The organism is Microcoleus sp. MOSTC5 (genome assembly GCF_036701825.1).
Taxonomy (GTDB): Bacteria; Cyanobacteriota; Cyanobacteriia; order Cyanobacteriales; family Microcoleaceae; genus Microcoleus; species Microcoleus asticus.
The window spans coordinates 86,971-109,909 of sequence record NZ_JAUBRK010000013.1 but is presented as its reverse complement, the minus strand read 5'-3'; the positions used below and the strand labels follow the sequence as shown (position 1 = coordinate 109,909).

12 protein-coding genes and 3 pseudogenes are annotated in these 22,939 nt (G+C 44.2%); 12 read left to right on the top strand and 3 right to left on the bottom strand.

Annotated features, from left to right (window positions below; genetic code table 11):
- Positions 1 to 12 precede the first annotated feature (12 nt).
- Positions 13 to 4,254, bottom strand: coding sequence for a two-partner secretion domain-containing protein (locus tag QUA54_RS09580; RefSeq protein ID WP_333414324.1), 4,242 nt, complete (start codon positions 4,252 to 4,254; stop codon positions 13 to 15).
- Positions 4,255 to 4,580: 326 nt separating this feature from the next.
- On the opposite strand from QUA54_RS09580, the gene QUA54_RS09575 reads away from it, so the two are divergent.
- The 4 genes and pseudogenes from QUA54_RS09575 (at position 4,581) to QUA54_RS09560 (ending at position 10,003) form a co-directional block, all read left to right on the top strand.
- Positions 4,581 to 7,295 carry a CHAT domain-containing protein gene (locus QUA54_RS09575; protein WP_333414323.1) on the top strand — a complete coding sequence of 905 codons (2,715 nt, stop codon included), beginning with the start codon at positions 4,581 to 4,583 and terminating at the stop codon, positions 7,293 to 7,295.
- Positions 7,296 to 7,915: 620 nt separating this feature from the next.
- Positions 7,916 to 8,763: pseudogene (locus QUA54_RS09570) on the top strand (IS630 transposase-related protein).
- 63 nt (positions 8,764 to 8,826) lie between these two features.
- A pseudogene (locus QUA54_RS09565) lies at positions 8,827 to 8,970 on the top strand (IS1 family transposase); the annotation flags it as partial.
- A gap of 82 nt (positions 8,971 to 9,052) precedes the next feature.
- Positions 9,053 to 10,003 (top strand): annotated as a pseudogene (locus QUA54_RS09560) (IS630 family transposase).
- A gap of 453 nt (positions 10,004 to 10,456) precedes the next feature.
- Here the strand turns inward: QUA54_RS09560 and QUA54_RS09555 are convergent.
- Positions 10,457 to 12,313 carry a bifunctional 3'-5' exonuclease/DNA polymerase gene (locus QUA54_RS09555; protein WP_333414322.1) on the bottom strand — a complete coding sequence of 619 codons (1,857 nt, stop codon included), beginning with the start codon at positions 12,311 to 12,313 and terminating at the stop codon, positions 10,457 to 10,459.
- 713 nt (positions 12,314 to 13,026) lie between these two features.
- Here QUA54_RS09555 and QUA54_RS09550 point away from each other — a divergent pair.
- The 6 genes from QUA54_RS09550 to QUA54_RS09525 all read left to right on the top strand — a co-directional run bounded on the left by QUA54_RS09550 (position 13,027) and on the right by QUA54_RS09525 (position 18,676).
- The gene (locus QUA54_RS09550; protein WP_333414321.1) at positions 13,027 to 13,704 is read left to right on the top strand and encodes a hypothetical protein; all 678 of its coding nucleotides are present in this window, start codon (positions 13,027 to 13,029) and stop codon (positions 13,702 to 13,704) included.
- 332 nt (positions 13,705 to 14,036) lie between these two features.
- The gene (locus QUA54_RS09545) at positions 14,037 to 14,291 is read left to right on the top strand and encodes a type II toxin-antitoxin system ParD family antitoxin (protein WP_333058483.1); all 255 of its coding nucleotides are present in this window, start codon (positions 14,037 to 14,039) and stop codon (positions 14,289 to 14,291) included.
- The gene (locus tag QUA54_RS09540) at positions 14,291 to 14,587 is read left to right on the top strand and encodes a type II toxin-antitoxin system RelE/ParE family toxin (RefSeq protein ID WP_333058482.1); all 297 of its coding nucleotides are present in this window, start codon (positions 14,291 to 14,293) and stop codon (positions 14,585 to 14,587) included. The genes QUA54_RS09545 and QUA54_RS09540 overlap by 1 nt, the downstream gene beginning before the upstream one ends.
- A gap of 411 nt (positions 14,588 to 14,998) precedes the next feature.
- Positions 14,999 to 15,220, top strand: coding sequence for a hypothetical protein (locus QUA54_RS09535; protein WP_193976750.1), 222 nt, complete (start codon positions 14,999 to 15,001; stop codon positions 15,218 to 15,220).
- 333 nt (positions 15,221 to 15,553) lie between these two features.
- Complete coding sequence (locus QUA54_RS09530; RefSeq protein ID WP_333414320.1) at positions 15,554 to 17,641, top strand: hypothetical protein; 2,088 nt, start codon at positions 15,554 to 15,556, stop codon at positions 17,639 to 17,641.
- 396 nt (positions 17,642 to 18,037) lie between these two features.
- Positions 18,038 to 18,676 carry a hypothetical protein gene (locus QUA54_RS09525; protein WP_333414319.1) on the top strand — a complete coding sequence of 213 codons (639 nt, stop codon included), beginning with the start codon at positions 18,038 to 18,040 and terminating at the stop codon, positions 18,674 to 18,676.
- Between the two features lie 3 nt (positions 18,677 to 18,679).
- Here the strand turns inward: QUA54_RS09525 and QUA54_RS09520 are convergent, their stop codons facing one another.
- Positions 18,680 to 19,744: a DUF5895 domain-containing protein gene (locus QUA54_RS09520; RefSeq protein ID WP_333414318.1), complete on the bottom strand. Its 1,065-nt coding sequence runs from the start codon at positions 19,742 to 19,744 to the stop codon at positions 18,680 to 18,682.
- An 82-nt stretch (positions 19,745 to 19,826) separates the two neighbouring features.
- Between QUA54_RS09520 and QUA54_RS09515 the strand changes: the two genes are divergently transcribed.
- Both QUA54_RS09515 and QUA54_RS09510 read left to right on the top strand, forming a co-directional pair.
- A complete protein-coding gene (locus QUA54_RS09515; protein ID WP_333414317.1) occupies positions 19,827 to 21,761 on the top strand; it encodes a type IV secretion system DNA-binding domain-containing protein in 1,935 nt (644 codons plus the stop codon).
- On the top strand, positions 21,758 to 22,921 hold the full coding sequence (locus QUA54_RS09510; protein WP_333414316.1) for a hybrid sensor histidine kinase/response regulator: 1,164 nt from the start codon (positions 21,758 to 21,760) through the stop codon (positions 22,919 to 22,921). Before QUA54_RS09515 ends, QUA54_RS09510 begins: the two co-directional genes overlap by 4 nt.
- Positions 22,922 to 22,939 lie beyond the last annotated feature (18 nt).

The following is a 22,939-nucleotide window of genomic DNA, read 5'->3' as shown; positions in this document are numbered from 1 at the left end:
TTTGTTAGTGAATTAAGGACATTCTCGACTCATAACAAGTTTCCCATTCGGCAGTCGATACACGCCTTGGGGTTCTACAATTGGGTCGCCTTTTTGCCAAGAACGATTGGGGTTGGTATTTGAGAATGTGCCCTCACTGGGTAAAGTTTCTATGTCTACTGTGGGAAAGTCGGACATTTGGACATCTCCGGGGCGCTCTTGTAAGCCACCAGTACCCGTGACGGTAAAACTTCCCCTAGTTGGTCGTGAGCGGCGGACAATGCAGCTAGAGGCCAGAAGGCTGTCGGTGTCAATCCGATCGTCCGGTAACTCGGTGAGACTGTTTTGGATGAATGTGGTATCGGGTAGGACGATCGTTCCAGAAGCAAGATTACCAGTGGCGTTAATATCGACTCGGTTATTGCCGTTGAGGGTAGCAGGATCGGTGCTGCGAGGTACGCTACGGTAGCTTTCGCCGAAAAAGACTCTAGTGTCGAGGGTGATATTTCCACCTCTGCCCTCGCCGGCAAAAGCGAGGATATCGCTGTCGTCGAAAGCGATGATGTCGCCAGCTTTCAGGTTAATGTTGCCACCACCGCCTGCACCTGAGTTAACCCTGCTGGTGATGTCACTGTTGCCCGATAGGCGAATATTAGAAGCTGTAATCTTGATACTTCCCCCGGAAGATCGATCGGCGGAAGTTGCGATCGTCCCATTATTGGCGGTGAGTCGGCCGGTATTAATCGCGATATTCCCAGCAGGTGCTGCGCCTGTTGACTGGGCGCGCAAACTGGCTCGATCGAGGTTGAAGGATTCCGGGGCGTTGATGGTGATACTGCCGCCCGTGCCTTCTGGCTTTTGTGAGGAGGTGGATGCTGATACAGTCGCACCGTCAGCAATGGTGAGTCGTTGCGTGTCAATTCTCAACTCTCCCGCAGCACCATCACCTGTGGTTTGAACCGCAAGTTGACCCTCGCCGCGAATGGTGATGGCTTCTGGTGCTTGTACTATCAGGTTTCCTCCTCTACCAGTACCAGAAGTAGACGCAGACGCTAAAGATTGGGGCGCTAAGGCGAGGTTGAGGGTGGATTGATTCCCATAGGGTTTTAGGGTTAAAGTCCCGGCGGGGGTTTGTCCTTGAGTTTCGGCAAAGACGCCCACGACTCCGGCTAAATCCATAGTGGAGGCATTTAAGGAGATACTACCGCCCCCCAGTGGATTGGTGGCGGTATTGGTGGCGGTGGCAGTGATCCGGGCGGTGCTGGAGAGGGTTAAGCTGGGGGTATTGACAATAATGCTTCCAGGTTGACCGGCGCTGCTGGTTTCGACAGAGAGAACTGGGGAAAAATCTTCCACACCAAGGCCCAGGTTCATGGCAGTCGAGGCATTGGCCGTAATTGTACCGCTATTGCCGCTCCCACTCGTTCTGGCAAAAACTTGGGCTCCCCTGGCAACGGTTAAGGTGGAGGTGTCTAGGGTAATGTCTCCCGCATTCCCACTGCCTGTGGTTGAGGTGGAAAGTTCGGTACCACCGACAAGCGTAATTCCTTGACCGGCTTCGATACCTATACTGCCTGCGGCACCTGCGCTGCTAGTGTTGCTCCTAATAAAACTATTATTGAATGTGACTAAACCCGGGCTGTTTACGGTTACATTTCCAGCTCGATCGCTGCCTTTGGTGTCACTTTGAATGGAACTGTTGTTGAATGTGAGATTCCCTAAGCTGGAGACATCAACATTGCCCGATCGACCGTTTCCATCAACATTCAAGGTGAGGAATTCACGACCACTTGCAAATGGACCTCGTATAGTCACCTGCTTGCTCGTCAGAATGTTAGTATCCGCGAGCAATAAATCTCTCAGACCTGTTACCTGAACTGCTCCAGATTGTGAGTCAGAAGATAGAGTTAAGATTTCTAGATTACTTACGTTGTTTTTCGCCTCTAGGGTAACTTTCCCGCCATTTCCTGCGGTTCCTCGCTCAGATATAGAAAAGGAGCCAAGGACTGGGGAGCGAACTTTGTCGTAGGATTCAAGGGGAATTCCTACAATATCCCCACTTCTAGCGATGAGGAAAATCGCGCCTCCCTCACCTGCTGTGGCTGAATTAGAGTAAGAGAAAGAGTACAAATCGCCCTCGATCGAGATGTTATTGGCAGCAGTTAAGGAAATCGCGCCCCCCTGACTCGCATTGCCAGAATTAGAGTCCGAGTAAGAGCCCAAAGCGCCAGTGGTAATGCTGCCGTTGGCAGCAGTTAAGGAAATCGCGCCCCCCTGACCTGCATCGCCAGAACCCTGAGAGAACGAGGCAGAGTTCAATTCGCCAGTGGTAATGCTGCCGTTGACAGCAGTTAAGGAAATCGCGCCCCCCTGACTCGCATTGCCATAACCAGAGTACGAGTCAGAGTACAAATCGCCAGTGGTAATGCTGCCGTTGGCAGCAGTTAAGGAAATCGCGCCCCCCTGACTCGCATTGCCATAACCAGAGGACGAGTCAGAGTACAAATCGCCAGTGGTAATGCTGCCGTTGGCAGCAGTTAAGGAAATCGCGCCCCCCTGAACTGCATTGCCATAACCAGAGGACGAGTCAGAGATCAAATCGCCAGTGATATTGATGTCATTGGCGGCAGTTAAGGAAATCGCGCCCCCCTGAACTGCATTGCCAGAATCAGAGAACGAGAAAGAGCGCAAAGGGCCAGTGGTAATGCTGCCGTTGGAGGCGATGAGGCGAATGTCGCCCCCCTCAGAGGCTGCGTTCAAAACCGAGAACGAGTAAGAGTTTAAATTGCCAGTGGTGATGTTGCCGTTGGCAGCCAATAGGCTAATTGCCCCTCCTCCAAGAGCGGGTTGTCCAGAACCAGTGTATGTAGAACGATCTTTCAAGTACGCTTCAAAATCGTCGCCATTCTTGGTACTCAGATTTTGCCCGTTAGTGGTAATTGACTCGGCACTGTTAACATCGATCGCGCCTCCATTGGTGACGATCCCTCGCGTACTCACATTCCCCGATGCTGCCAATAAATTAACTATTCCCCCAGGCTGTAAAGTTACATTTCCACCCAGCGTAATTCCCGGAGGCACAAGTCCATTGCTAGCATTAGGCACTGCCCCAGAATTAACACCCCCATAGGCCAAAAAACTCTGCCCAGATCGCAGAATTAATGCCGAACTCGCACTCAAAGTGGCAGTATCTTGCCCGGCTGGCAAAGTGTTAGTATCCGGGCCAGTAATATTAATATCACCCTGAATGCGAATATTCCCCTTGCTTTCGACTAACAACGATGCTCCTGTATAGTTAGCCGCTACATCCACATCGCCATTACTGCTGATAATTGGGTCATATAAGCTGACAAAATTTGCCAATCCCCCCGATAAACTTTGAATTGAAAAACTGCCACCACTACTAAAGCGAGCATCAAGAGAAATAACACCATCACCGATTAAACTGAGATTACCTCCACTGATAAACGGTGTTTGTATTGGATAATTCAACGTTAAAATATCAATCCCTCGATTGCCAATAATTGTTAGATTTCCACCTGAATTAGCTAGGAATGGAGTCGTCACACTATCGCGCACTTTCACAGTATCTTGCGCCTGTAACGTTAAATCTCCCCCAGCTTTTAACTGTCCCTGCAAGTCCAGATTGCCCGCCGATAGGGTAAGATTTTTCGGTGTTGCTAAATTTCCCCGGTTAATAATCGAACTCGGTTGAGTGGCAACTGCATTAAAAAACAAAGCTCCCGGACTGATAGAAAGCAAACTGCTTGTTTGGGGTTGTGCGGCACTGAAATAGCCAGTATCACCTAACTGTACGCGATCGGCTGTTGTCGCCACAAATGACCCCTGAATATCCAAAGTCGCATTCGGGCCAAATACAATCCCGTTCGGATTGAGCAAAAACAAGTTTGCCTCACCCAAAACCCCTAACCTGCCCAAAATATTAGAAGGATTGTCGCCCGTGACGCGAGTTAAAATGTTCTCTATTCCCGTGGGATTGGCAAAATAAGCCCCCCTGCCTTTCCCCACATTAAAGTCCTGAAAACTGTGGAACAGGTTAGCGCCGCGAGTTGCTCCACCATCTATCCGATCGCTGGGAATACCCCGTATATTGACATTGGGTGCAACGACAGAACTTTCAGCCCCCAGTGTATTGTCAGGCACGATTTGAGCATTAACCCGATCGCCCCCCATCGCACAGAGTGTCCCAAATATGGCAACACAACCCCCAATCTGCCACTGCCAACATCGATCGAACCAGCTTTGAGCCATCATGTTAAGAAATCTATTACTGGAGTTTCCTTGCGAGCATTATAATCACGCGATCGGGAAATGTTAGCTTGATTAACAATAATCAATGTCGATATGAAGTCAGGCGTTCACCTAACCCGCCAGGGACTTAAGTCCCTGGCTAACAGCGAAAGTCCTCGCTCAAGAGGACTAAATATTGAGTGTAGGTGGATTTCAGTCCACTTAAGTGGACTTAAGCTATTAGCCCGGAGTTTAAACTCCGGGCGGGTTAGGTAGCAAAATCGAGAATGCTGCAAGAGGTGAGTAAAGCTTTGTCTAAAATCTTCAACAGAACCTACCATATCACTACTATGCCAAGCCGACACCACCGATTCTGTGTCCGCCACTTGCTGGTAATTTTATTCCTAACCAGCCTCACCATTTGCCTGGGGCTAAGTCATGTTTCTTTTAATCCTTTACAACTAAGATGGCCAGAAGTAGCAACAGCACAGTCTCCCAATCCCAGCCAGCTCGTACAACAAGGAATTGAACGATATAAAATAGGAGACGTGCAAGGAGCGATCGCATTTTGGCAAAGCGCCTTAACCGCCTATCAAAGCACTAAAGATCGCGCTAATGAGGCGATCGTTCGAGAAAAACTAGCCATAGCTTATCAACAAATCGGTCAATTCGGCTCAGCGATCGATTATTGGAAAGGTGCGATCGCCAACTATCACTCCTTTGGAGATTTCGTAAAGGTGGGACGGTTACTCACAGAACTCGCTCAAACCTACAGCCGTTTGGGGCAAAATAGAGAAGCGATCGCGCTTTTATGCGGTGCTTCTGAGGCTGATGAAATTTGCCTTAAAAGTGAAGGAAGTGCTTTGCAAATTGCCCAAAAATTTAGCGATCGCCAGGGAGAAGCGGCGGCTTTGGGAAGTTTGGGAGAAGCGTATCGCCGACTGGGAAAGTACGATCGATCCATTGAAACTCTAGAGGCTAGCTTAAAGATTGTCCGGGAGATTAACCCCCCAGTTTATCGCGCCTCAGTGCTTAATAGTCTCGGTAATGCTTACTTTAGTAAAGCTCAACTGAACGAGCAGCGTGCTGATTCTGCTAAGTTCAGAAATGCAGAAAATAAGGCTAATGAATTCATCAAAAAAGCTACTTCTGATTACACAAAAGCTTTAGGTTATTTCGATCGCAGTCTCGAACTAACCCGCAATCAAAACGATCGAGCCAGTCAAATGCGATCGCTTCTCAATTTGATTCAACTTTATTACCGCCCAAAATATTCAAACTTACCCGATCGCACTAATAAAGCAGAGCAAGTATTGCAAGAAGCTCTAATCCTACTTAATAGCATCTCCGATTCTCCCAATAAAGTTTATGCAGCAATCGATCTAGCCGAAATAGAACAACCTGTTGATTCTATTAATTATACTTCATTTCAATCTCAATGTCGGTCGCGAAAACTCAACGAATTACAAGCAGAGGAACTCCTGCAAAAAGCTGTTTTTATTGCTCGAAGCATTAAAGATTCTCGTTCCGAATCATTTGCTTTAGGTAAACTCAGTCATCTCTATGAATGCCGCAAAGACTACAATAAAGCCTTAGATTTTACCAAACAGGCAAGATTGGCAGCAGACCAAAACTTACTTGCTAAAGATAGTCTTTATTTGTGGGAGTGGCAGGCGGGACGAATATTTAAGGCGCAGGGGAAAGAATCTGAGGCAATTGCTGCTTACGAACGCGCGATCGCAATTTTAGAAGGTGAGGGAGGTATTCGAGACAATCTGTTAATTACCCAGCGAGACTTGCAATTTAGTTTTCGGGATACGATTACTCCTCTCTACCGTGAGTTTGCTCAGTTAAAGCTAGAGCGTGCCCAATTGCTACCCATTGCAAGTCAAGAGTACCAAAAGGAACTCGATTCTGCACTCAACACGATCGATTCTTTGAAACTAGCAGAATTGCAAAATTACTTCGGCAATGAGTGTGTCTTTACCGTTTTTGAGCCGGAACGAGTTGATGACTTAGAAAGAGAAGACACTGCTGTCTTTAGTTCGATAATTTTGGAAGATCGAACGGCGATTGTGGTGAGTTTACCCAACTCTGACCAGAAAGCCAAGCCAAATACTAAAAGAAGATTTAAACGGCTAGTCTGGATCGACGATAGTAAAAGACTTATAGAACAAATCAAAAATTTTCGTATAGAAGTTCAGAAATTTTACGATCCTACTGACGCTTTTTTAACACCAGCACAAAATCTATATAACTCGCTGATTCGCCCTTTCGCCTCTGATTTAGACCCAACAAAAATCAAAACTCTCGTTTTCATCCAAGATGGGTTATTACGCAGCGTACCGATGGCTGCACTCCACGATGGTGAAGAATTTCTAGTTCAGAAATACGCCATTGCTACGACTCCTGGGTTGCGTTTGACCTCCCCTAAATCCCTAAACTTTCAAAGTCTGCGGACTTTAGCTTTGGGGCTAACCGAAGCGGCTACCGTTGATGGTGAAGAATTTAAGCCTTTGGCAAATGTCACTAATGAAGTCGATCGAGTTGTCCAGCTATTTCCAGGTAGCAAGAAACTCTTGGACGAACAATTTACTCCTGAGAGTTTAGAGCAAGAACTTAAACAAACGGTTTACCCGATTATTCACATTGCCACTCACGGTCAATTTGGCACTATTCCAGAAGATAGCTTTTTAGTGACGGGTAATAATGAGAAGATTACAATTACTCAGCTAGAGAGTGATATTCGCCGTTTTAGCAAAGGTACAGAACCAGTGGAGTTGCTCGCACTCACGGCTTGTCAAACCGGTATAGGAGATGACCGTGCTACCCTAGGTATGGCTGGCATTACGGTGCAAGCAGGCGTCAGAAGTGCTTTGGCTTCTCTTTGGTACGTTGACGATGCTTTTACACAAGAATTAGTCGCTAAGTTTTACGATAACTTGCGATCGCAAATGAGCAAAGCAGAAGCCCTAAAGGAAGCACAGAAGGCGCTGATTAATCAAAACAAGAATATACACCCCGCTAAATGGGCCTCCTTTATCCTTATCGGTAACTGGCTATAGAGCGGAATTAGGTTGTTTTTGCTGTAATTGTCAGCAACAAAAAGTAGCTTTATCTCATATTAGTAGCCCAACAAAAACGGGTAGTCCTGCATATTCAGGAATATTTGTTAGAATTTACTTATTCAACCTGCCTTAAGTTTTCGCTTATTAAATATCCCACATGCGCTTCTCAATATATTGTAAAAAATGGTTCCACTTACAATGGTAAACAAAGTTTTAAATATGGAGCTTGTGCTAGAGGATTTGTAATTGATCCCAGACATCAGCCGATTTCCTAAGAAACAAGAAAGTTGATAAATAAACTTTTATTAAAAAAGATATCTCGGGCTGTAATTTTTAGGGGACGGGGGTTTCAGAAAGCTGGCTACAATACTATGTTAACAAAAAGTTGGGAACCGTCAAGAGGCAAGTAAAAGTGAAGTAAAAAAAAAGGAAAGCTAATAATTTAATGTGATGAGATGTGCTCATTTGTAGAATATAAGGGTAATAAGCAGCGGATTTTGTTGGCAATTGATGTGTTTTCCAAAGAAATTGTAGGAGTATATATACTCGTTTCAAATAAGTATGAGACTATTTAAAAATGAGGTAAAATGAATAAAAATAGTGAAGCCACTAGGAAAATGTCTTACAGTATTGATTTGAGAAAAAGAGTAGTGGATTATGTAGAAAATGGTGGTCGTATCGCTCAAGCGGCCGGACTTTTTCAGGTAAGGAGGGCAACGATATATCGGTGGCTGGGGCGGACCGACCTTAGAGCCACACAGGTAAAAAGGTGTAAGAGAAAACTAGATTGGCAAGCCTTAGAAAAGGATGTAAAAGAGAATTCAGATACCAGATTAATCGACAGAGCCAAGAAGTTTGGGGTAAGAGCAAGTGCCATATCTTATGCTCTTAAAGAAATGAAAATTACTCGAAAAAAAAAGAACTACGTTACCGAGAAAGAAACAGAGAAGCTAGAATAAAATACTATAGAGACTTGCGAGAGTTAATCTTGATACATGGAAGCAAAAGTCTTGTATTTATTGATGAGTCAGGATTTGAATAAATTCAGGCGATAATTTACGGGTGGTCAAAAAGAGGGAGAAAAATCTATGGGGAGCGACTCCGAAAGCGGGTAAGAAAAGAGAATTTGGTGGCGGGAAGAAGAAAAAAAGAAAAAGATTTAATTGCCCCAATGGTATTTATAGGAAGTCTGAATGCAGAAGGGTTTGAAGGATGGTTATTAAAATATTTATTACCGTCATTAAAAATCCCTTCAGTCTTAATTATGGACAATTCGCCAATTCAGAGAAAGGCGGTGACTCGATAATTAGTGGAAGCAACAGGTCATCAAGTATTGTTTTTACCGACATACTCTCCCGATCTCAATGATATTGAGCATGATTTTAGTGCTTTAAAGAGAACCCGAATGTATGCACCTATAGGCACATCTCTGGATGAGATTATTCGTGATTATTGTAGTGTTTAGTGTCTCACTCTTATTTAAAACGACTATATTGGCAAAATAGATCAAACTAATGCTCGAGAAAATTGGGATTTTTTGCCAGCGGTATATCGTCAATGTGCTGTAAGCTATACAGACTTTTGGAGTGCTTATGGGATAGTTTTTCCTCAAAAAAGACATAGAGCCGTTGGAAAGGATACTGGTCAGACAAACTATATAGAAAAATTTAATAATAAGTAAGTCGGTGAGAAAAAACCAAAGTATGTTAAAATAAGTAAACATAGAGAATACGTCTACTGAGGTAACTCAATATATGGGCGCTAGATTAAGGGTATTTCTCAGTCAAGAGCAAGATAAAACCCTATTAAAACTGAGAACTACGGATGTTCCACAAAAAGTCAAAGACGCCCGCAGAAATAATTAGATTAAATGCACATGGCCCGTAGGTTGAAAAAATAGCGGCTCATTTTAATTGGACTCCACAAACTGTGAGAGAGGTTTTACATAAATGGCTGCATTTAGGTATGGAAGGGCTTTGGGAATTACCAGGTAGAGGGGGAAAACCGAAGTGGAAAGAAGAAGACATAGAGTTTTTAACAGAATGCCTCAAAAATGAACCACGTACTTACAACAGCGTTCAATTAGCCCAGAAATTAGAAAAAGAGCGTTCTATTAAACTAAGTCCGGATCGATTAAGACGAATACTAAAAAAAAAGGGTTTATTTGGAAACGAGCGAGGAAGAGCCACAAAGGAAAACAAGAAATCGTAGCACGCTCCCGTTAAACAAGCCGACTTAGATATGCTGGAACTGGCTGCTGCTGCGGGAGAAATCGACTTAAAATATTTAGATGAATCAGGATTTTGAGCTCCCAAGCGAACCTGGTTACACTTATTACAAACTTTCGTCAACAAAAAAGGCTCGAACAAACGAAGAGGCGTGGTCGTAGATTAAGTATTGTAGGGCTTCTGCAACATGAAATCAGCTTTGTTTACGGTTTGGTAATTGGCGGTGTAGATCGAAAAGCTTATATCAGAATGATGGAATCAGAAGCCCTAGAAGCCTCTGAGAGTAAACGAATCAGAGTAATAGTACAGGATAATGGCCCGATACATAAATGTCAGGAAGTTCAACAATTATGGTCGAAATGGGAAAGCCAGGGTCTATATATCTTATTTTTACCCAAATATTGTTCAGAAATGAATCCGATAGAATTGGAGTGGCAACATATCAAAAAAGACGAGCTAGCTGCGACATTTGTTTGAGGATGAATTAGAGCTCGCTTATGCCGTAATTAATGGAGTAGAAGCTAGAGGGAAAAAAGGAAACTATCGTACAAAACGAATTAAATTTAGCTCCGAGCGCGCCACTTAATTTTTTGTTACATAGTTGTAAACTTTCCCACCGACTTACTTACCATGAGACCAAGAATATATCAATTGGCGATAAAAAGTCTTTCATTCTCTAAAATACTTTCCAATCATATCGGTAGCTCTTTGGTATTTTATTCATGAGTATAACGCCACTTTATCTATCAAATAAAACTCATAATTATACTGACTATGCAGGACTACCGTTGTTTACGGGTGGGAGGTTAGGGAGGAATCGTGCTGCGACTGTTAGGAGAGTGGTGAGGAAGTGGAAATTTCACAGCAATGGCTATGGCTGCGGTGCGGTTTCTCCCTACTCCCACTCCCCACTCTTTCCCCGTTAATCTCTCACCCTCCCCAACTTTCCATTACCTTAATTTCTACCTCGCAAGGAATCGGAGAGAGAAACTTATTCCCAGCTCTCACCATACATTTTTTAAGCAAGGCTTTAACTGGCCTCACTTCTTCAAGAGGACACTCTATTAAAATTTCATCGTGAACGACACAAATCAGTTTACCACCAGTGCTGCTCAGAGGCAGAAAAAGTAGAGCAAGAGCGAGTTTAGTAATGTCAGCACTCATCCCTTGAATTGGGTTATTTAGCATTTCATTAAGCAGCGGTTTAGTATCTTTTGACCATAATCTCCTTCTGCCTAAGACTGTGCGACTTTCTCGGATACCTCGGCTCCAGGCCTTCCGAACTTTGGCGTGAAATCGTTTGATACCTGTGTAGGATTCAAAGAATTTCTTACGAAAGTGTGAAGCTTGTTGCAGGGTTAAAGTGACTCCATGCTCTGCTTGAGCCATATTCTTAAATTTCTGTGCTCCCATGCCATAAATTAAACCGAAGTTAATAATTTTACCGAGCTGTCTGTCTTGGAGAGTAATTTCCGATAAGGGTTTTGCCAGCACCAAAGAAGCGGTCAGAGAGTGCAAATCTTCCCCTTGAGAGTAGGCTTTCACCATCGTGCGATCGCCCGAAACCTTCGCCATAATCCGCAGTTCAATCTGGCTGTAATCGGCTTTCAGCAGGACACAACCGGGTTCTACTTTAAAACACTGTCGGGTTTCCTTATCTCTGGGGATATTCGTTAAATTCGGTTCTCGACAACTAAACCGTCCTGATCTAGCACCAATCTGAAACCAATTGGGATGGATGCGCCCTGTAATCGGATGAATGTGTTCTGGCAAACCCAGAGTAAAAGTGTCGATACGAGTAGATAAGCTGCGGTACTCTAACAGTGTTTGAATCACAGGATACTCGCCTTGCAAAGGAATTAAATGTTGAGAGTTAGTGGAAGTAACAGGAATGCCTTTTTCTTGCAAAGCCGCTAGAACTTGCTTGGGAGAGCGAGGATTAATTGTATCCGTAAATTCCGGCAGCAGAGAGATTTGTTGGTGAGGGTTAGGTCGATGGAGTTGCGAATTAATTTGTTTTAAAAGAGAGTCGCGTTGATGACAGAGCTTCACTCCCAAAACTCTCCACTGTTCTCTATCTAAAAGCATTCCGTTGAGTTCCATAGAAGCCACCGCAGGCAGACAGGCAAACTCTAGTAAAGCAGTTTTGCAAAGCTTAGAAGCTTTCAATTTTTGTTGCAGAGCAGCAGCCAGCGGGAGTAAGATTGCAGCATCGGTAGCAGCATATTGCAGTTGAGCGAGTGTTAAGTTTCCCGACCAATCGCTAACTTGCTGCGTTTTGTCTAGCTTTACTTTCAACAAATTCTCAGTGACAGCCTCTAGGGACAAATGGCGTTTTAGTCCCGCCGTCAGCACTCGGTAAGCCAAATAGGTATCGAAAAAGGGTTTGGATGGTTCCAGTCCGGCAAAAGTGAGCATTTGCCATTCAAATTTGAGGTTGTGACCTACCTTCAGTGCAGGACTGGCTAGAAGCAAGCGTAATGGTTCGAGGGAACTCGGTTCAATTGCCCATAAATCTACAATGATTACTGGATGGTCAGGAATGGCAATTTGTAACAATCTAATTTTGGCTTGATATGGGTCAAGCCCTGTCGTTTCGCAGTCTATACCGATAATTTTTGCTTGTTGGAATGGTTGAAGGGCTGTTTCAAGATTGAAAGCAGTATCGATCAGTTGGTAAGGGGTTTTAAGTGTAACTGGGAACTGAGCTATTTTAAGTTTCTCGGGCGTCAAAGAAGTTGGAATAGCGGTTGATTGTTTCTGCTGGTTTAGCGGAGTAGGTTTCATAATTACTTGCTTTTCTAAAAAAAATAAAAGGCTATCTTTCTGTCAATAATGCACGAAGTTTTACTGTTTTTAAGCCGGTATTCGAGATTAGGTAGCTTGAGGATAATGGGTTTTATTTGGGAAGTATACGAGTTTTAAGTCAATAGGCTTGGGTTCACAACAATTTGACTTCCTTTCACAAGTCGGGAATTCCAAAAAATCCGTGAAATGAAATTCATCTGAAAGCGCTAACCCAAGCGTATTGAGTTATAAGTCGGTTTTTGGTAAATCAATTTAAGTCCTGAACTTTAGGAATAAGGTAAGAGACATAAAGGATGGCGGTTGGTCTAAAAAAAACCAGTAGTTGCCTGGTTTTGATTTAAAATAGTTGCCAACTTTAGAGTCGGTAACAGTTGTTTTGGCTATCCCAAGTGCCACCTAAAAAGTCGAAACCTGGTTTGCCATCTGTAATCTTTTTACAGACGACTGCGTTAGCGTCTGTTGCCATTAAAAGCAAAATGCTTGTTAGAGCGATAGCGAGCAGTTTTTTCATAACGGTGAACTCAGATGTATGAACTTCACCGATGCAGCACTGTTAAGTGCGACTTTAATTCGGAACGATTAGATTTTAAAAAAATTTTTTAGAGGAAGGTGGATGGGAAAATTTTGTTTGAATTTAAATTTAAAGATTATGACTATAATGTAACTGAGTTTCCCACTTACCGAGCTTTTTTATGAGTAACTCAATTCCCTCCCAGCCGCAATCCACAATAGATGATACAACCCGTTATCCGCGCTTGATGGAACTGATAGAAGCAGAAGATGCAGCTAATGGAGAAGTTGGCTGCGGTCGGAATTTGGGTAATAAACCTTCAGTTTATCTGAAAACCGGCGGTATGAATATCTCTGATGAAAAGCTAAGAAATTTGTTAAGGGAGTATTTAGGTCATTTATTGATGGAGCTAGATTTTGACTCAATCATCAACCAGGTCAGTCATTTCGTAGAGTCATTAGTCGTGCAGGAACACACTCAATTAGAGCAGACAAGACCGGCATTAATGCTCTTAGAATCAGTTTTTGAGCAGATTCCTGCGAAAGAACTCAAACAATGTATTGAGTCAGAATTGGGGGAGTTTTGTTCGGAAACTGCGATCGAGGAAATTGTTCAGTATACTGGTCAAGTGATTCACTATTCAATTCTTCAACCTCGACATAAGTGGCCCAAACCTATTTGGGTACTAAGTGCTCTTGAGAAGGTGTATATTGCTCAGGCATCTAGTTTAGATGCAGCAATTGCCCAAGTTAAAGCACAATATCCCCACGAAACCGGAGAGCTGCAAGTAATCAAAGTCGGAGGTGTTCTCGCACCCAACCAAGTGATTTGCTTGGACATAATGAAAAATTTAAAATAAAAATGCGGAAGGAATTTGGTAGCTTTGAAGGCATCCCAATCTGCGTCATATCCCCTTTCTTAAGCATGGGGATTCTTTAGCTTTTAGTTCCTACTCCCTCTTAAAAGACATTTTTACAGGCTTGTAATTGACTGTTTTGATTTTTATCGGCTTAGTTGGAAACCCACTTGGGGCATGATTAGTTCATTTAGATCGATCGCGAGAGTTACTTTAATAATTTCTCAGCTCGCTTGTACACAAGAGCTAGTTTTTTAGTACAATAATAACAACGATTGCTATTCCCTGTTATTAAAGCCAAAATGGAATAGCCCAAATTACAGGAGGACTCAGGCATGAACGTGTCTTTGACACCGGAGTTAGAGCAGTATGTCCAAGAGAAAGTCTCAAGCGGACTATATTATTCTGCCAGCGAGGTGATCCGTGAAGGGTTGCGCCTGTTGAAAGAACGGGAACAATTCCAGCAAACTCGCTTGCAGGAATTGCGACAGGAGATTCAGCTAGGGCTAGACAGCGGTGAGGCAACTCCCTTGGATATGCCAGCAATCAAGGCAAAAGCGCGGCAGCGTCGGCGGAGGAAACCGCAGTAATGGCCACGATCGTTAAACGCCCACGCGCTGAACTGGATTTGCTAGATATTTGGGACTACATCGCTGATGATAGTTTAGATCGGGCTGACGAGTTTTTAGATCGCGTTGAGGGAAAACTGCAAACCTTGGCACGTAATCCAGGATTGGGCAGAAGGCGTGAGGAACTGTTAGCTGGGTTGCACAGCTTTCCGATCGGCAATTATGTGGTGTTCTATCGGGAAATTGAAAATGGAATAGATGTAATTCGTGTTCTGCACGGTTCACGGGACATTGAAGACATTTTCAGTCGCGGCTAACTCCTTGTAATTCAAGTGCGTATTCAAGACGTACTGCCTGCCAATATAGAGAGTTTGGTTGTGGAAGTGTTGCGTAAATTCGAGTCACAAATTGAGTGAGGGGCATTAATTTCAGTAGATGAAACCCGCTCTGTGTTTAGAATTCTACCTATTACACCGCGATAACTGCAAAACCAAAGATTTTAGTGCGCGATGATCGCACTTTGTCACCTCTCTTAACTTTCTTAAAGACATTTTTCTCGACTTCGTAGCATTGCCCAGTGCTGAGAGCCGTTAGGCAACCTTCCTAAAGCCACCCCCTCCATTTAGAGGGGGTAATTTTTACTGAACGAAATCGCTCACAGGAATGAAGTTGCAGGAACGCGATGCGATTTAAATTGGAATTATTGACCACATAAACTAAGAAAAACCATGCAGAATTCATCGATTGAACCTAATTCCGGCTATAACAACTCCGGTTACGAATCGGCACCCGATTTGACTGTCGGTTACTCGTCATCTAAAGAAGTTCGCCAAGGTAATTTTGACAACGCTTACCAAGAAAATGTGTATGACTTGTCTAACCTAGCAGATACTCCTTGGACAGATTCAGCAGTCCGCCCGAATCCACAGTTGGAACTGGAGCTTGATTAAAGAAAAAAGCGAAGATGGAGAAATGCAGTCCTGGACGCACTATCAACCTAAAAAAACCAGTTTCTCGTTCTCATGCTCAACCTAAAATGACGGAATTACATAGAAATAGCGGGTTTTTGGGTAATTCCTAAAATGGAGAGGAAAAGAGGGAGAAAGGTAGAGAGGGAGAGAGGGAGAGAGGGGAGAGGGGGAGAGGGAGATTTAGCTGATGGGTTATTTCTGCAATACTGCTCTATTTTTCGTAATGTTTTAAAAACCGTTTAAAGTTTTTCCAAATTAGAAAGAATAGAGCAGCTTTTTTTACCTAATGTGAGTAACATCAATAGGATTCCCATGAACAGTCCAAAGCAGTTAAAAAAATCAAGCCAGATAGGCTCTGCCTTAATAGCTGCCAGTACACTCTGCCTAATTTTTGCTTTCATCTGCATTACTTTCTTAAGCTTTCCATCAATTGCTAGCGCCAGTTCCTTACCTACTAAAATTTGGGAAAAAGAACAATCTAGAGTTTTGCAGCCAGATTGGAGCCAGATTACCTTTAGTTCCCTGCCCGCCGTTGCTAGTTCTGGAAGTTCTGGCGGTCGAAGCTGGCAAGCCGGCACTTCTGTTGACAATATCTTGAAGCTGGGGGACATTAACGATGTAAAACCTGAAATTCTTTCTTTGCAAGCAATTGAACAATTGGCACTAGGGGATATCAATTTAGAAAATATCAGCTTGTCAGCATTTCCCTTAGCTGGTAAGCAAACTGTCGGTCACTTGGCTGAAATTGTTCCGAATCTTAGCCAATTTCAATTGAGCGATGTTCCTCCAATTGCTTCTTTATCTTCTCAAATAGCCGGAGTGAACTCTAACATCAACCAATTACCAATTGGTCAAGCTGTAAAACAAGTACCGCAACTAGCGCAGGCAAAACTTAACCAAATTGACCTATCTGAGTTTGCGCTAGCCCAAATCCCTAACCTTAATAGCGTAAATTTAGAACAGTTCTCTGGCTGGTCAGAGGAACTCATCAGCAATATTCCGCTGCTGAGTCAAGTCCCGCTTTCTAATTTTCCGGTTCCTATTGCGTCTATTGGCAGCACAATCATGCGAATTGACATGATTTACAGTCGGTACGAGAGCAAGCGCAATAACACAATTTCTGGTTCTGATGTAGAAGGATTTGCGGTAGCCTGCGAGAAAGATTGCGCTTATATCGAATTCGACGACATGGAAAACGTCGGTCGCCGCGCCACAGGGCCACTAGAAGGCAAGCAGTGGATTAGCGGCAAATATCAGGAAGTGCGAGGTGGTTCTGGCTGTTTGAGCGGTTGGGAACCGACGGGCCGGCATCCTTTTGGGGAAGTGTTTAAAGTAGTGGTAATGGAGCCGTCAGAGACCAGCGATACTGTTGACACGGCTCTGTACTTCAGGTTTAGTTTGCCCTGCGGCAAATCGCCTTACATTATTGGCCCAGTTCCGTTTCTCAGTTACAGCGTTAATTCGCCGATATTTGTCGGTCGATTAGAGGGCGGTTCTTCTAACAGTATTTCGCGTTCAAAAGGCGTCGCCTCTGAAACAAAACCTTCAAAGCCGCTGAGTTCAAATCAAACTAAAGAAAACCCTTTACCAACTCAGCCTCTACCTGAATCCAAGCGAGAGTGCGCGCGCCCCGCAACTTACGTTAACGGTGTGGATGTAGCTTCATTAGGGGAGGCGTTAGCAAAGCTTTCCGAAGGAATCACCAATTTGGAAAGTGCAGCCAGTGCCGACTACGAAGCCATTGGCGAGATGGTTTGTACCGAAGGATCTCGCAACTGCGGGCGGGCGATCGGTCGCTATCAATTGATGAGTTACCGGGAAGACGTGCAGCGTGCTGTCAGCTCAATTCCAGGGGGGGCTAACTTTATCCTGAACGTCAACAAAGGCCAAAAACCTACAAGAGAGGAACTCTTCCAATATTTTCCTCCTGCTGTTCAGGATAAAGTCTTGCAAAACTCTCTAGCTGAGAACTTAGTCAGCAGCCAACAGGAAATTGACCCTAAAACTGGGCAGGTCTTCAAGGGCGATCGCTTAATTGAGCGAGTAGCGCAAAAACACTTTGGGGGTTTTGGCAGTAAAATTGATGCCAGCTATTCCAACATTTTAGGCGGCTACTCTCTCAAACAGTACGGAGAAAAAGTTCGAGAGCTTTATAACCACAAGACCACTGGTAATTGCCAAGCTAATTCTGGTGACAGCAATGGCATCAGCAACTCGGTCGGCTCCGGCATTACTTTAAATGCTAGTGGGAGTATTAAGGTTGCGCTGTTCATTAGCTCTTTTTTGATGGGAATGTGGTTCTTAATTCGACTTTTTTACAAGCGAAAGCAGCAACTTTTTATGATTCTAATCGGTTTGGGACTAGCAATTAGTTTTGGCACGGCTGCACTCTCCCATTGAACCAGGGGAAAGAGGTGGTGGAAAAGCAAGTTATTAACAACTGTAACAACATTCTCTACAACCAGGACGTTTTTAATTGTTGAAACCATTAATTTTATGGCATTGATATCAAAATTGGTGGTATCGGAATGATTAAACCACAGAGGGCACAGAGGACACAGAGAAAGAGAAGAGAGAGATAATAATTTCGATGTCAACTGATTAGATATGACTTCTAAGCTGTTCAGGATATAAATTGTAGAGTCGTTTTGTATTCCCCGAAGTCAGTCATAAAAATTGACTGTAAGATTTAGACATACAACAGCTTAGCTCAGCCAAACAATCTCTCTTTTATTGTCTTTTTCTTCGGCTTTAGTGTCCTGTTTTTTCTTGTATTTTGTAGGAGTGGAGTAACAAATGGTTAAACAAAATAGAGTTAAGCAACAAACAGCAGGCACCCAAAAGATTGTCAACCCCCCGGTTTGGTTAAATCAACTTGGTTACTGGTTTCGCATTGGTTTGACAGTTTTTACCGCCCTGTCGCTATTATTGGGGACAGTTGCTTGCACAAATTCTAGTTCAGCAACAACTGCACCAGCTTCTTGGCAACAAGCTTTGCGAGTCACTCCAAAAGAAACTTTAACCCTAATTGTAAAGGAACACAGCAGCCTTCCAGAACTCAAAGTAGCGGCTGGGCAAAGTGCTGCTGCGGAAGCAATTAAGAGAATGCGAGTGTGGCAAGTTAATGGCTCGGTAGGACGGCTGAACCTTTATGATTTCAATAATTCCACTCTGTGCGGTACAAAAGGCTGCCTTTATGTTGGCTACTTAATTCCTAATGATTCAAGTCAAATGCCAACAGAAGTATTTACAGCTTATCTCGACCCCCATAAACCGCCGAAAACTCCTTTGTTTAAGGCTGACAGTTCCTCGCACGAGGGTTTGCCTTGTCTAGGAGTGAATCAGCTTTCCAAACAAGGCCGCCGCCAGCTTCAATTTTGCTACGACGGCCTTACCTATCAACTTGCTGACAGCCAGCTTTTCAAAGATGGTTAGTGTTTAGTAGTGGGCAGGTTCATCGAAGTCAAAATCTTCTTCTGAATCAACCTCAACTTCAACCTCAGCCGCCTCGGAAAATTCATCTAACTCCTCTAATTCTGAGTCGGTTCCTCCTTCAACTTGTGCAATTTTGCGAGGGGGCGACAATTTACCTCGATTTTTGCGGTTAGTTACGCTTTCTGGCAACGCCTGGACTTCAGGTTCCGCACCAGCAGCTATAGCTGGCAACTGGGCATCGCTAGCGTCAATGAAGCCAGCAATGTTATTGTGCAGTCCCCAAATCAATTTCTTTTGTGGTTTTTGACCGAGAAATAGCTTATGAAAATTAGCATCAGTTGGCTGAGTAATGCTGTGAGTTTTACAGCAAAACGATTTATTTTTGCCTTCCCCTTCTTTGAGAGCTCTAAACTCGACATTCAACACTCCCAAAGAGCGCCACTTGTCATTTTTACCGCTGTAATCTCTCCCAAAGCAATCAGCAAATGCCCGTTCCAAATTGCGGTAAAATTCTTCTCTAGCGCTCTTAAAGCTCCAGAGAGCTACATTCTTGAAGCGGACGACAATCGGTACCTGATGCAGAGGTTGGTTTTTGGGATTTAGAAAGATGAGAGCGTGTTCGGAACACACTTCCTGCGTCTTTTTATCGAGGGAATCGCGATATTCGTCGTAAAGCCCAATAAAACTACCTGCTAATTCTCCATTTTCTTCAATATCTTTGTAGCGGATGTACTCAGGCACAAAAGCTAATACCAACATTCTCGCTTTTTGGAGCAGTAAGCCTGTCACTTCTTCGCTTAGTTCGACCGTTGTCAATTCCTCAACATTAGGCATTACGTGCCATTCCGCTTTGACAAGCTGGTCGTTCGGAAGCAAAATACCTGCTGGGTTATCGTTAATCACGATTCCGTAGGGCAAAGAGGGCTTGCGAGTTTGGTTGTAATCACTGTTGAATAGCTCCGGATCTATCTCGTAATAATCAGCACTCTTGTTCTTTTGCCTGTTGGAGTTTCCACTAGAATTCTGTACTGTCTTACTGGGAGATTTCGCGTTATTGCTTCTTACCATTGTTTACCTATTTTTGTCATGGTCTCCCCCTTGAGGCGATAGCCGCTATCGGAAACATTTAGTTTTTTAAGAGGTAAAAAAAATGAACAATTTGCAATTTTTGCCTAAAATTAACAAAGCTACCTTGATACCAATGGCCGTTCAACCTCCTAAACGTTCGTTAACTAGCATAGATTTTGGCGGGTTGTTGGGTCAGTTTATGAAGCCAGAGGGACTGGCAATGTTAGGGCTAATGGCAGGCTTACTTATTGCTTCCAAATTAGTTGGAAACGGGAAAGGTAAAATTACCTCCGGGCGGCTCTGCGGGACGGCTGAAAAATTGGCAGCCACAGGCTCTGCCCTCAAGCAAATGAAAGAAAAAAAACGGCAGCCCGTTACTTTGTGGAGCGGTACGCCGACTTATTGGTTTAAAGGTTGTCAGGGATTGAGTGCTCGATTGCAAACGCTATTAGGTGCAAATCCGACGGTTTGGTTTCCCCACGCAGAACGCGGAACTTTAGTCATTGGTGCTCCGGGTTCTGGCAAAACATTCAGCGTCATTGACCGGATGGTTGAAAGTGCATTCCAGCAAGGTTTTCCTGCCATTATTTACGACAAAAAAGGAGACCAGATGAAAGTGCTTGCACCCCTTGCAGTGCGCTATGGCTACGATGTGCAAGTGTTTGCGCCAGGGGAAGCTTACAGCGGCACTATCAATCCTCTGGATTTTATGAGAGATGCACAAGATGCAGTAATGGCAGCAGAAATTGGACAAGTTATTGCTCGAAATGCTAGTCCAGGGGAGAGTAAAGGCAATGAGTTTTTTGAGAAAGCAGGCGAGTTGATGGCGAAGGGTTTAGTGCAGTTGGCAAAAAGCAGTCCTTACCCGGATTTAGCTTTTGTGTACGCAATTATTCAACTGCCTGATTTGGTCAAGCGCATCGACCACGCCGTTCACCGACCCGACGGTCATCCCCTCAAAATGGATAGGTGGATTGCCTCTAGTTTTTCGCAGTTATTAAGTTCAAAAGATGCTGAAAAAACAGTGGCGGGCATCAAGGCAACCGCAGAGGCAACCTACTCCAGTTTCATTCAAAAAGATTTGTTGCGGGCATTTATTGGTCGCAGCACCATTCCAATTGCTTTAGAAGGCAAAAAGTGCATTATTTTCAAATTAGATGACCAAAGACGCACTGTAGTGGGGCCGCTGTTAGCTGCTGCTATTCACTTATGTGTGGTGTCTAATTTGAGTCGGGTACGTTCTGACCCATTTTTGTACTGCTTAGACGAGTTTCCGTCTCTCAAGTTCGACAGAATGGATCAGTGGGCTAACGAATATCGTTCTGCTGGTGGCGTACCGATTGTTGGCATTCAATCGCTCAATCAACTCTATAATCTCTATGGGGATAAAAAAGGGGCTGCGATCGCCAGTGCTCTGTCAACTCATGTCCTCTTCAACCCCGGCGATTTTGAGACAGCCGAGAAATATTCTAAGCGGTACGGGGAAGTGGAAGTGCTGGTAAAAAATCGATCGACCGGCAGCTCGACGGGGCAGCAAACGAGCCGTTCTGTCAACTGGAGCGAACAGTTGCAAAAGAAACCGCTGATTAGTCCTGACGAAATTCTGAGGTTTCCTCAAGGCAAGTGCGTCATCACTTCACCGGCCTACGCAACGGGGACGGAAGCTTTATTTCCCTACCCTCTCAAGATTCCGGTGCGGCCCGGCGACATAAAGCGAGCTAAAGAGTCTGAACAACTGTGGGACAGCAGCATCAGACCGCAGCTTGAAAAGCGGGCAAAAGCTTTGTCAGTCGAGCAGCAGACGGGTAAACTGCTCAATATAGATGAAGAGCTGGATCAGCGGATTCGATTCGCTTACCAATTGCTGCCACATCCGAACGATCCAGAAGAACCCGTGACTGTGGCTGATGTTAAGTCGCCTGTTAATGCTGCTGGTGCGAACAGCGCGGCTGGGAAAATAGCGGTTGGCAATATTCGGAAAAAACTCAAAACTCTGTCCTTTGGTGGCGATAGATGATGGAGCAAACTAAACAATTTTTGGCTGACATTTTGATTGTTGACGATATTCCCGCTAACATTCAACTACTTTCTCAAGTGCTAATTGAAAACGGTTACAAAGTCAGGAAGTTGATTAGTGGACAGCGAGCTTTAAAAGCAGTAGAGTTGCAAGCGCCAGACTTGATTTTGCTAGACATAAAAATGCCCGGTATGGATGGTTATGAAGTTTGTCGTCAACTTAAAGCATCTGAAGCTACTTGTGATATCCCTATAATTTTTATCAGCGCTTTAGATGACGTATTTGACAAAGTAAAAGGGTTTGAGGCGGGCGGTGCTGACTACATTATAAAACCTTTTGAGCCTGTTGAAGTGTTAGCGCGGGTATCTGCCCAACTTAAAATGCAGCGTTTACAGCAGCAACTTCGCTGCGCTAACGTGCAATTGGCTACACAAAATGTTCAGCTTAGCCAGGAAATTCAAGAAAGACAGCAAGCAGAAGCCAATTTAAGAATGCTGTTGCACGCTGTTTCGCACGATTTGCGATCGCCTCTATCAGGAATGTCGCTGCTGCTGCGAAGTCGCCTCAATGATGCTGGCAGCAACATTGTTATTGATAGGCGGACTGTGGAGGTTATGGTGCAAAGTTGTTCGCGCCAACTCCAGTTGATTGAGTCACTAACAGCAACACAACAGTTTGATGTGAAAAGTGCTTCTTTAGCCATGAAGCCGCTGTCGCTGCCCACTTTAGTCCAAAATATTCTTATTGAAAGATTACCAATTCTCAGCCAGCATCGAGTCAAGGTTAAGCAGCTTTTTGCAGCAGATTTGCCTTTAGTCAATGCTGATGCCCAGCAGCTATGGCGGGTGTTTGGCAATCTGATCGACAATGCTGTTAAATACAATCAGTCTGGGTTTATTTTGACTGTAGAAGCTAAAAAGGAAGGTGAGATGGTTCGCTGTACGGTTGCAGATAATGGGGCCGGAATTTCGCCCGAACAATGTGCAAGATTATTCGAGCCTTATACGAGGGGAGTTGGAGTTAGTTTAAGACAAGGATTGGGATTGGGACTTTTCATTTGCAGGCAAATTGTTGAGGCTCACGGCGGAGAGATTGGCGTTGATAGCAAATTGGGAAAAGGAGCGAGGTTTTGGTTGACATTGCCAAAGTTTGAAGATTGACAAGATGTCATAATTTGC

Coding starts and splice junctions, on each gene's coding strand:
- QUA54_RS09580 (WP_333414324.1), bottom strand. CDS start 4,254: ATGATGGCTCAAAGCTGGTTCGATCGATGTTGGCAGTGGCAGATTGGG.
- QUA54_RS09575 (WP_333414323.1), top strand. CDS start 4,581: ATGCCAAGCCGACACCACCGATTCTGTGTCCGCCACTTGCTGGTAATT.
- QUA54_RS09555 (WP_333414322.1), bottom strand. CDS start 12,313: ATGAAACCTACTCCGCTAAACCAGCAGAAACAATCAACCGCTATTCCA.
- QUA54_RS09550 (WP_333414321.1), top strand. CDS start 13,027: ATGAGTAACTCAATTCCCTCCCAGCCGCAATCCACAATAGATGATACA.
- QUA54_RS09545 (WP_333058483.1), top strand. CDS start 14,037: ATGAACGTGTCTTTGACACCGGAGTTAGAGCAGTATGTCCAAGAGAAA.
- QUA54_RS09540 (WP_333058482.1), top strand. CDS start 14,291: ATGGCCACGATCGTTAAACGCCCACGCGCTGAACTGGATTTGCTAGAT.
- QUA54_RS09535 (WP_193976750.1), top strand. CDS start 14,999: ATGCAGAATTCATCGATTGAACCTAATTCCGGCTATAACAACTCCGGT.
- QUA54_RS09530 (WP_333414320.1), top strand. CDS start 15,554: ATGAACAGTCCAAAGCAGTTAAAAAAATCAAGCCAGATAGGCTCTGCC.
- QUA54_RS09525 (WP_333414319.1), top strand. CDS start 18,038: ATGGTTAAACAAAATAGAGTTAAGCAACAAACAGCAGGCACCCAAAAG.
- QUA54_RS09520 (WP_333414318.1), bottom strand. CDS start 19,744: ATGGTAAGAAGCAATAACGCGAAATCTCCCAGTAAGACAGTACAGAAT.
- QUA54_RS09515 (WP_333414317.1), top strand. CDS start 19,827: ATGAACAATTTGCAATTTTTGCCTAAAATTAACAAAGCTACCTTGATA.
- QUA54_RS09510 (WP_333414316.1), top strand. CDS start 21,758: ATGATGGAGCAAACTAAACAATTTTTGGCTGACATTTTGATTGTTGAC.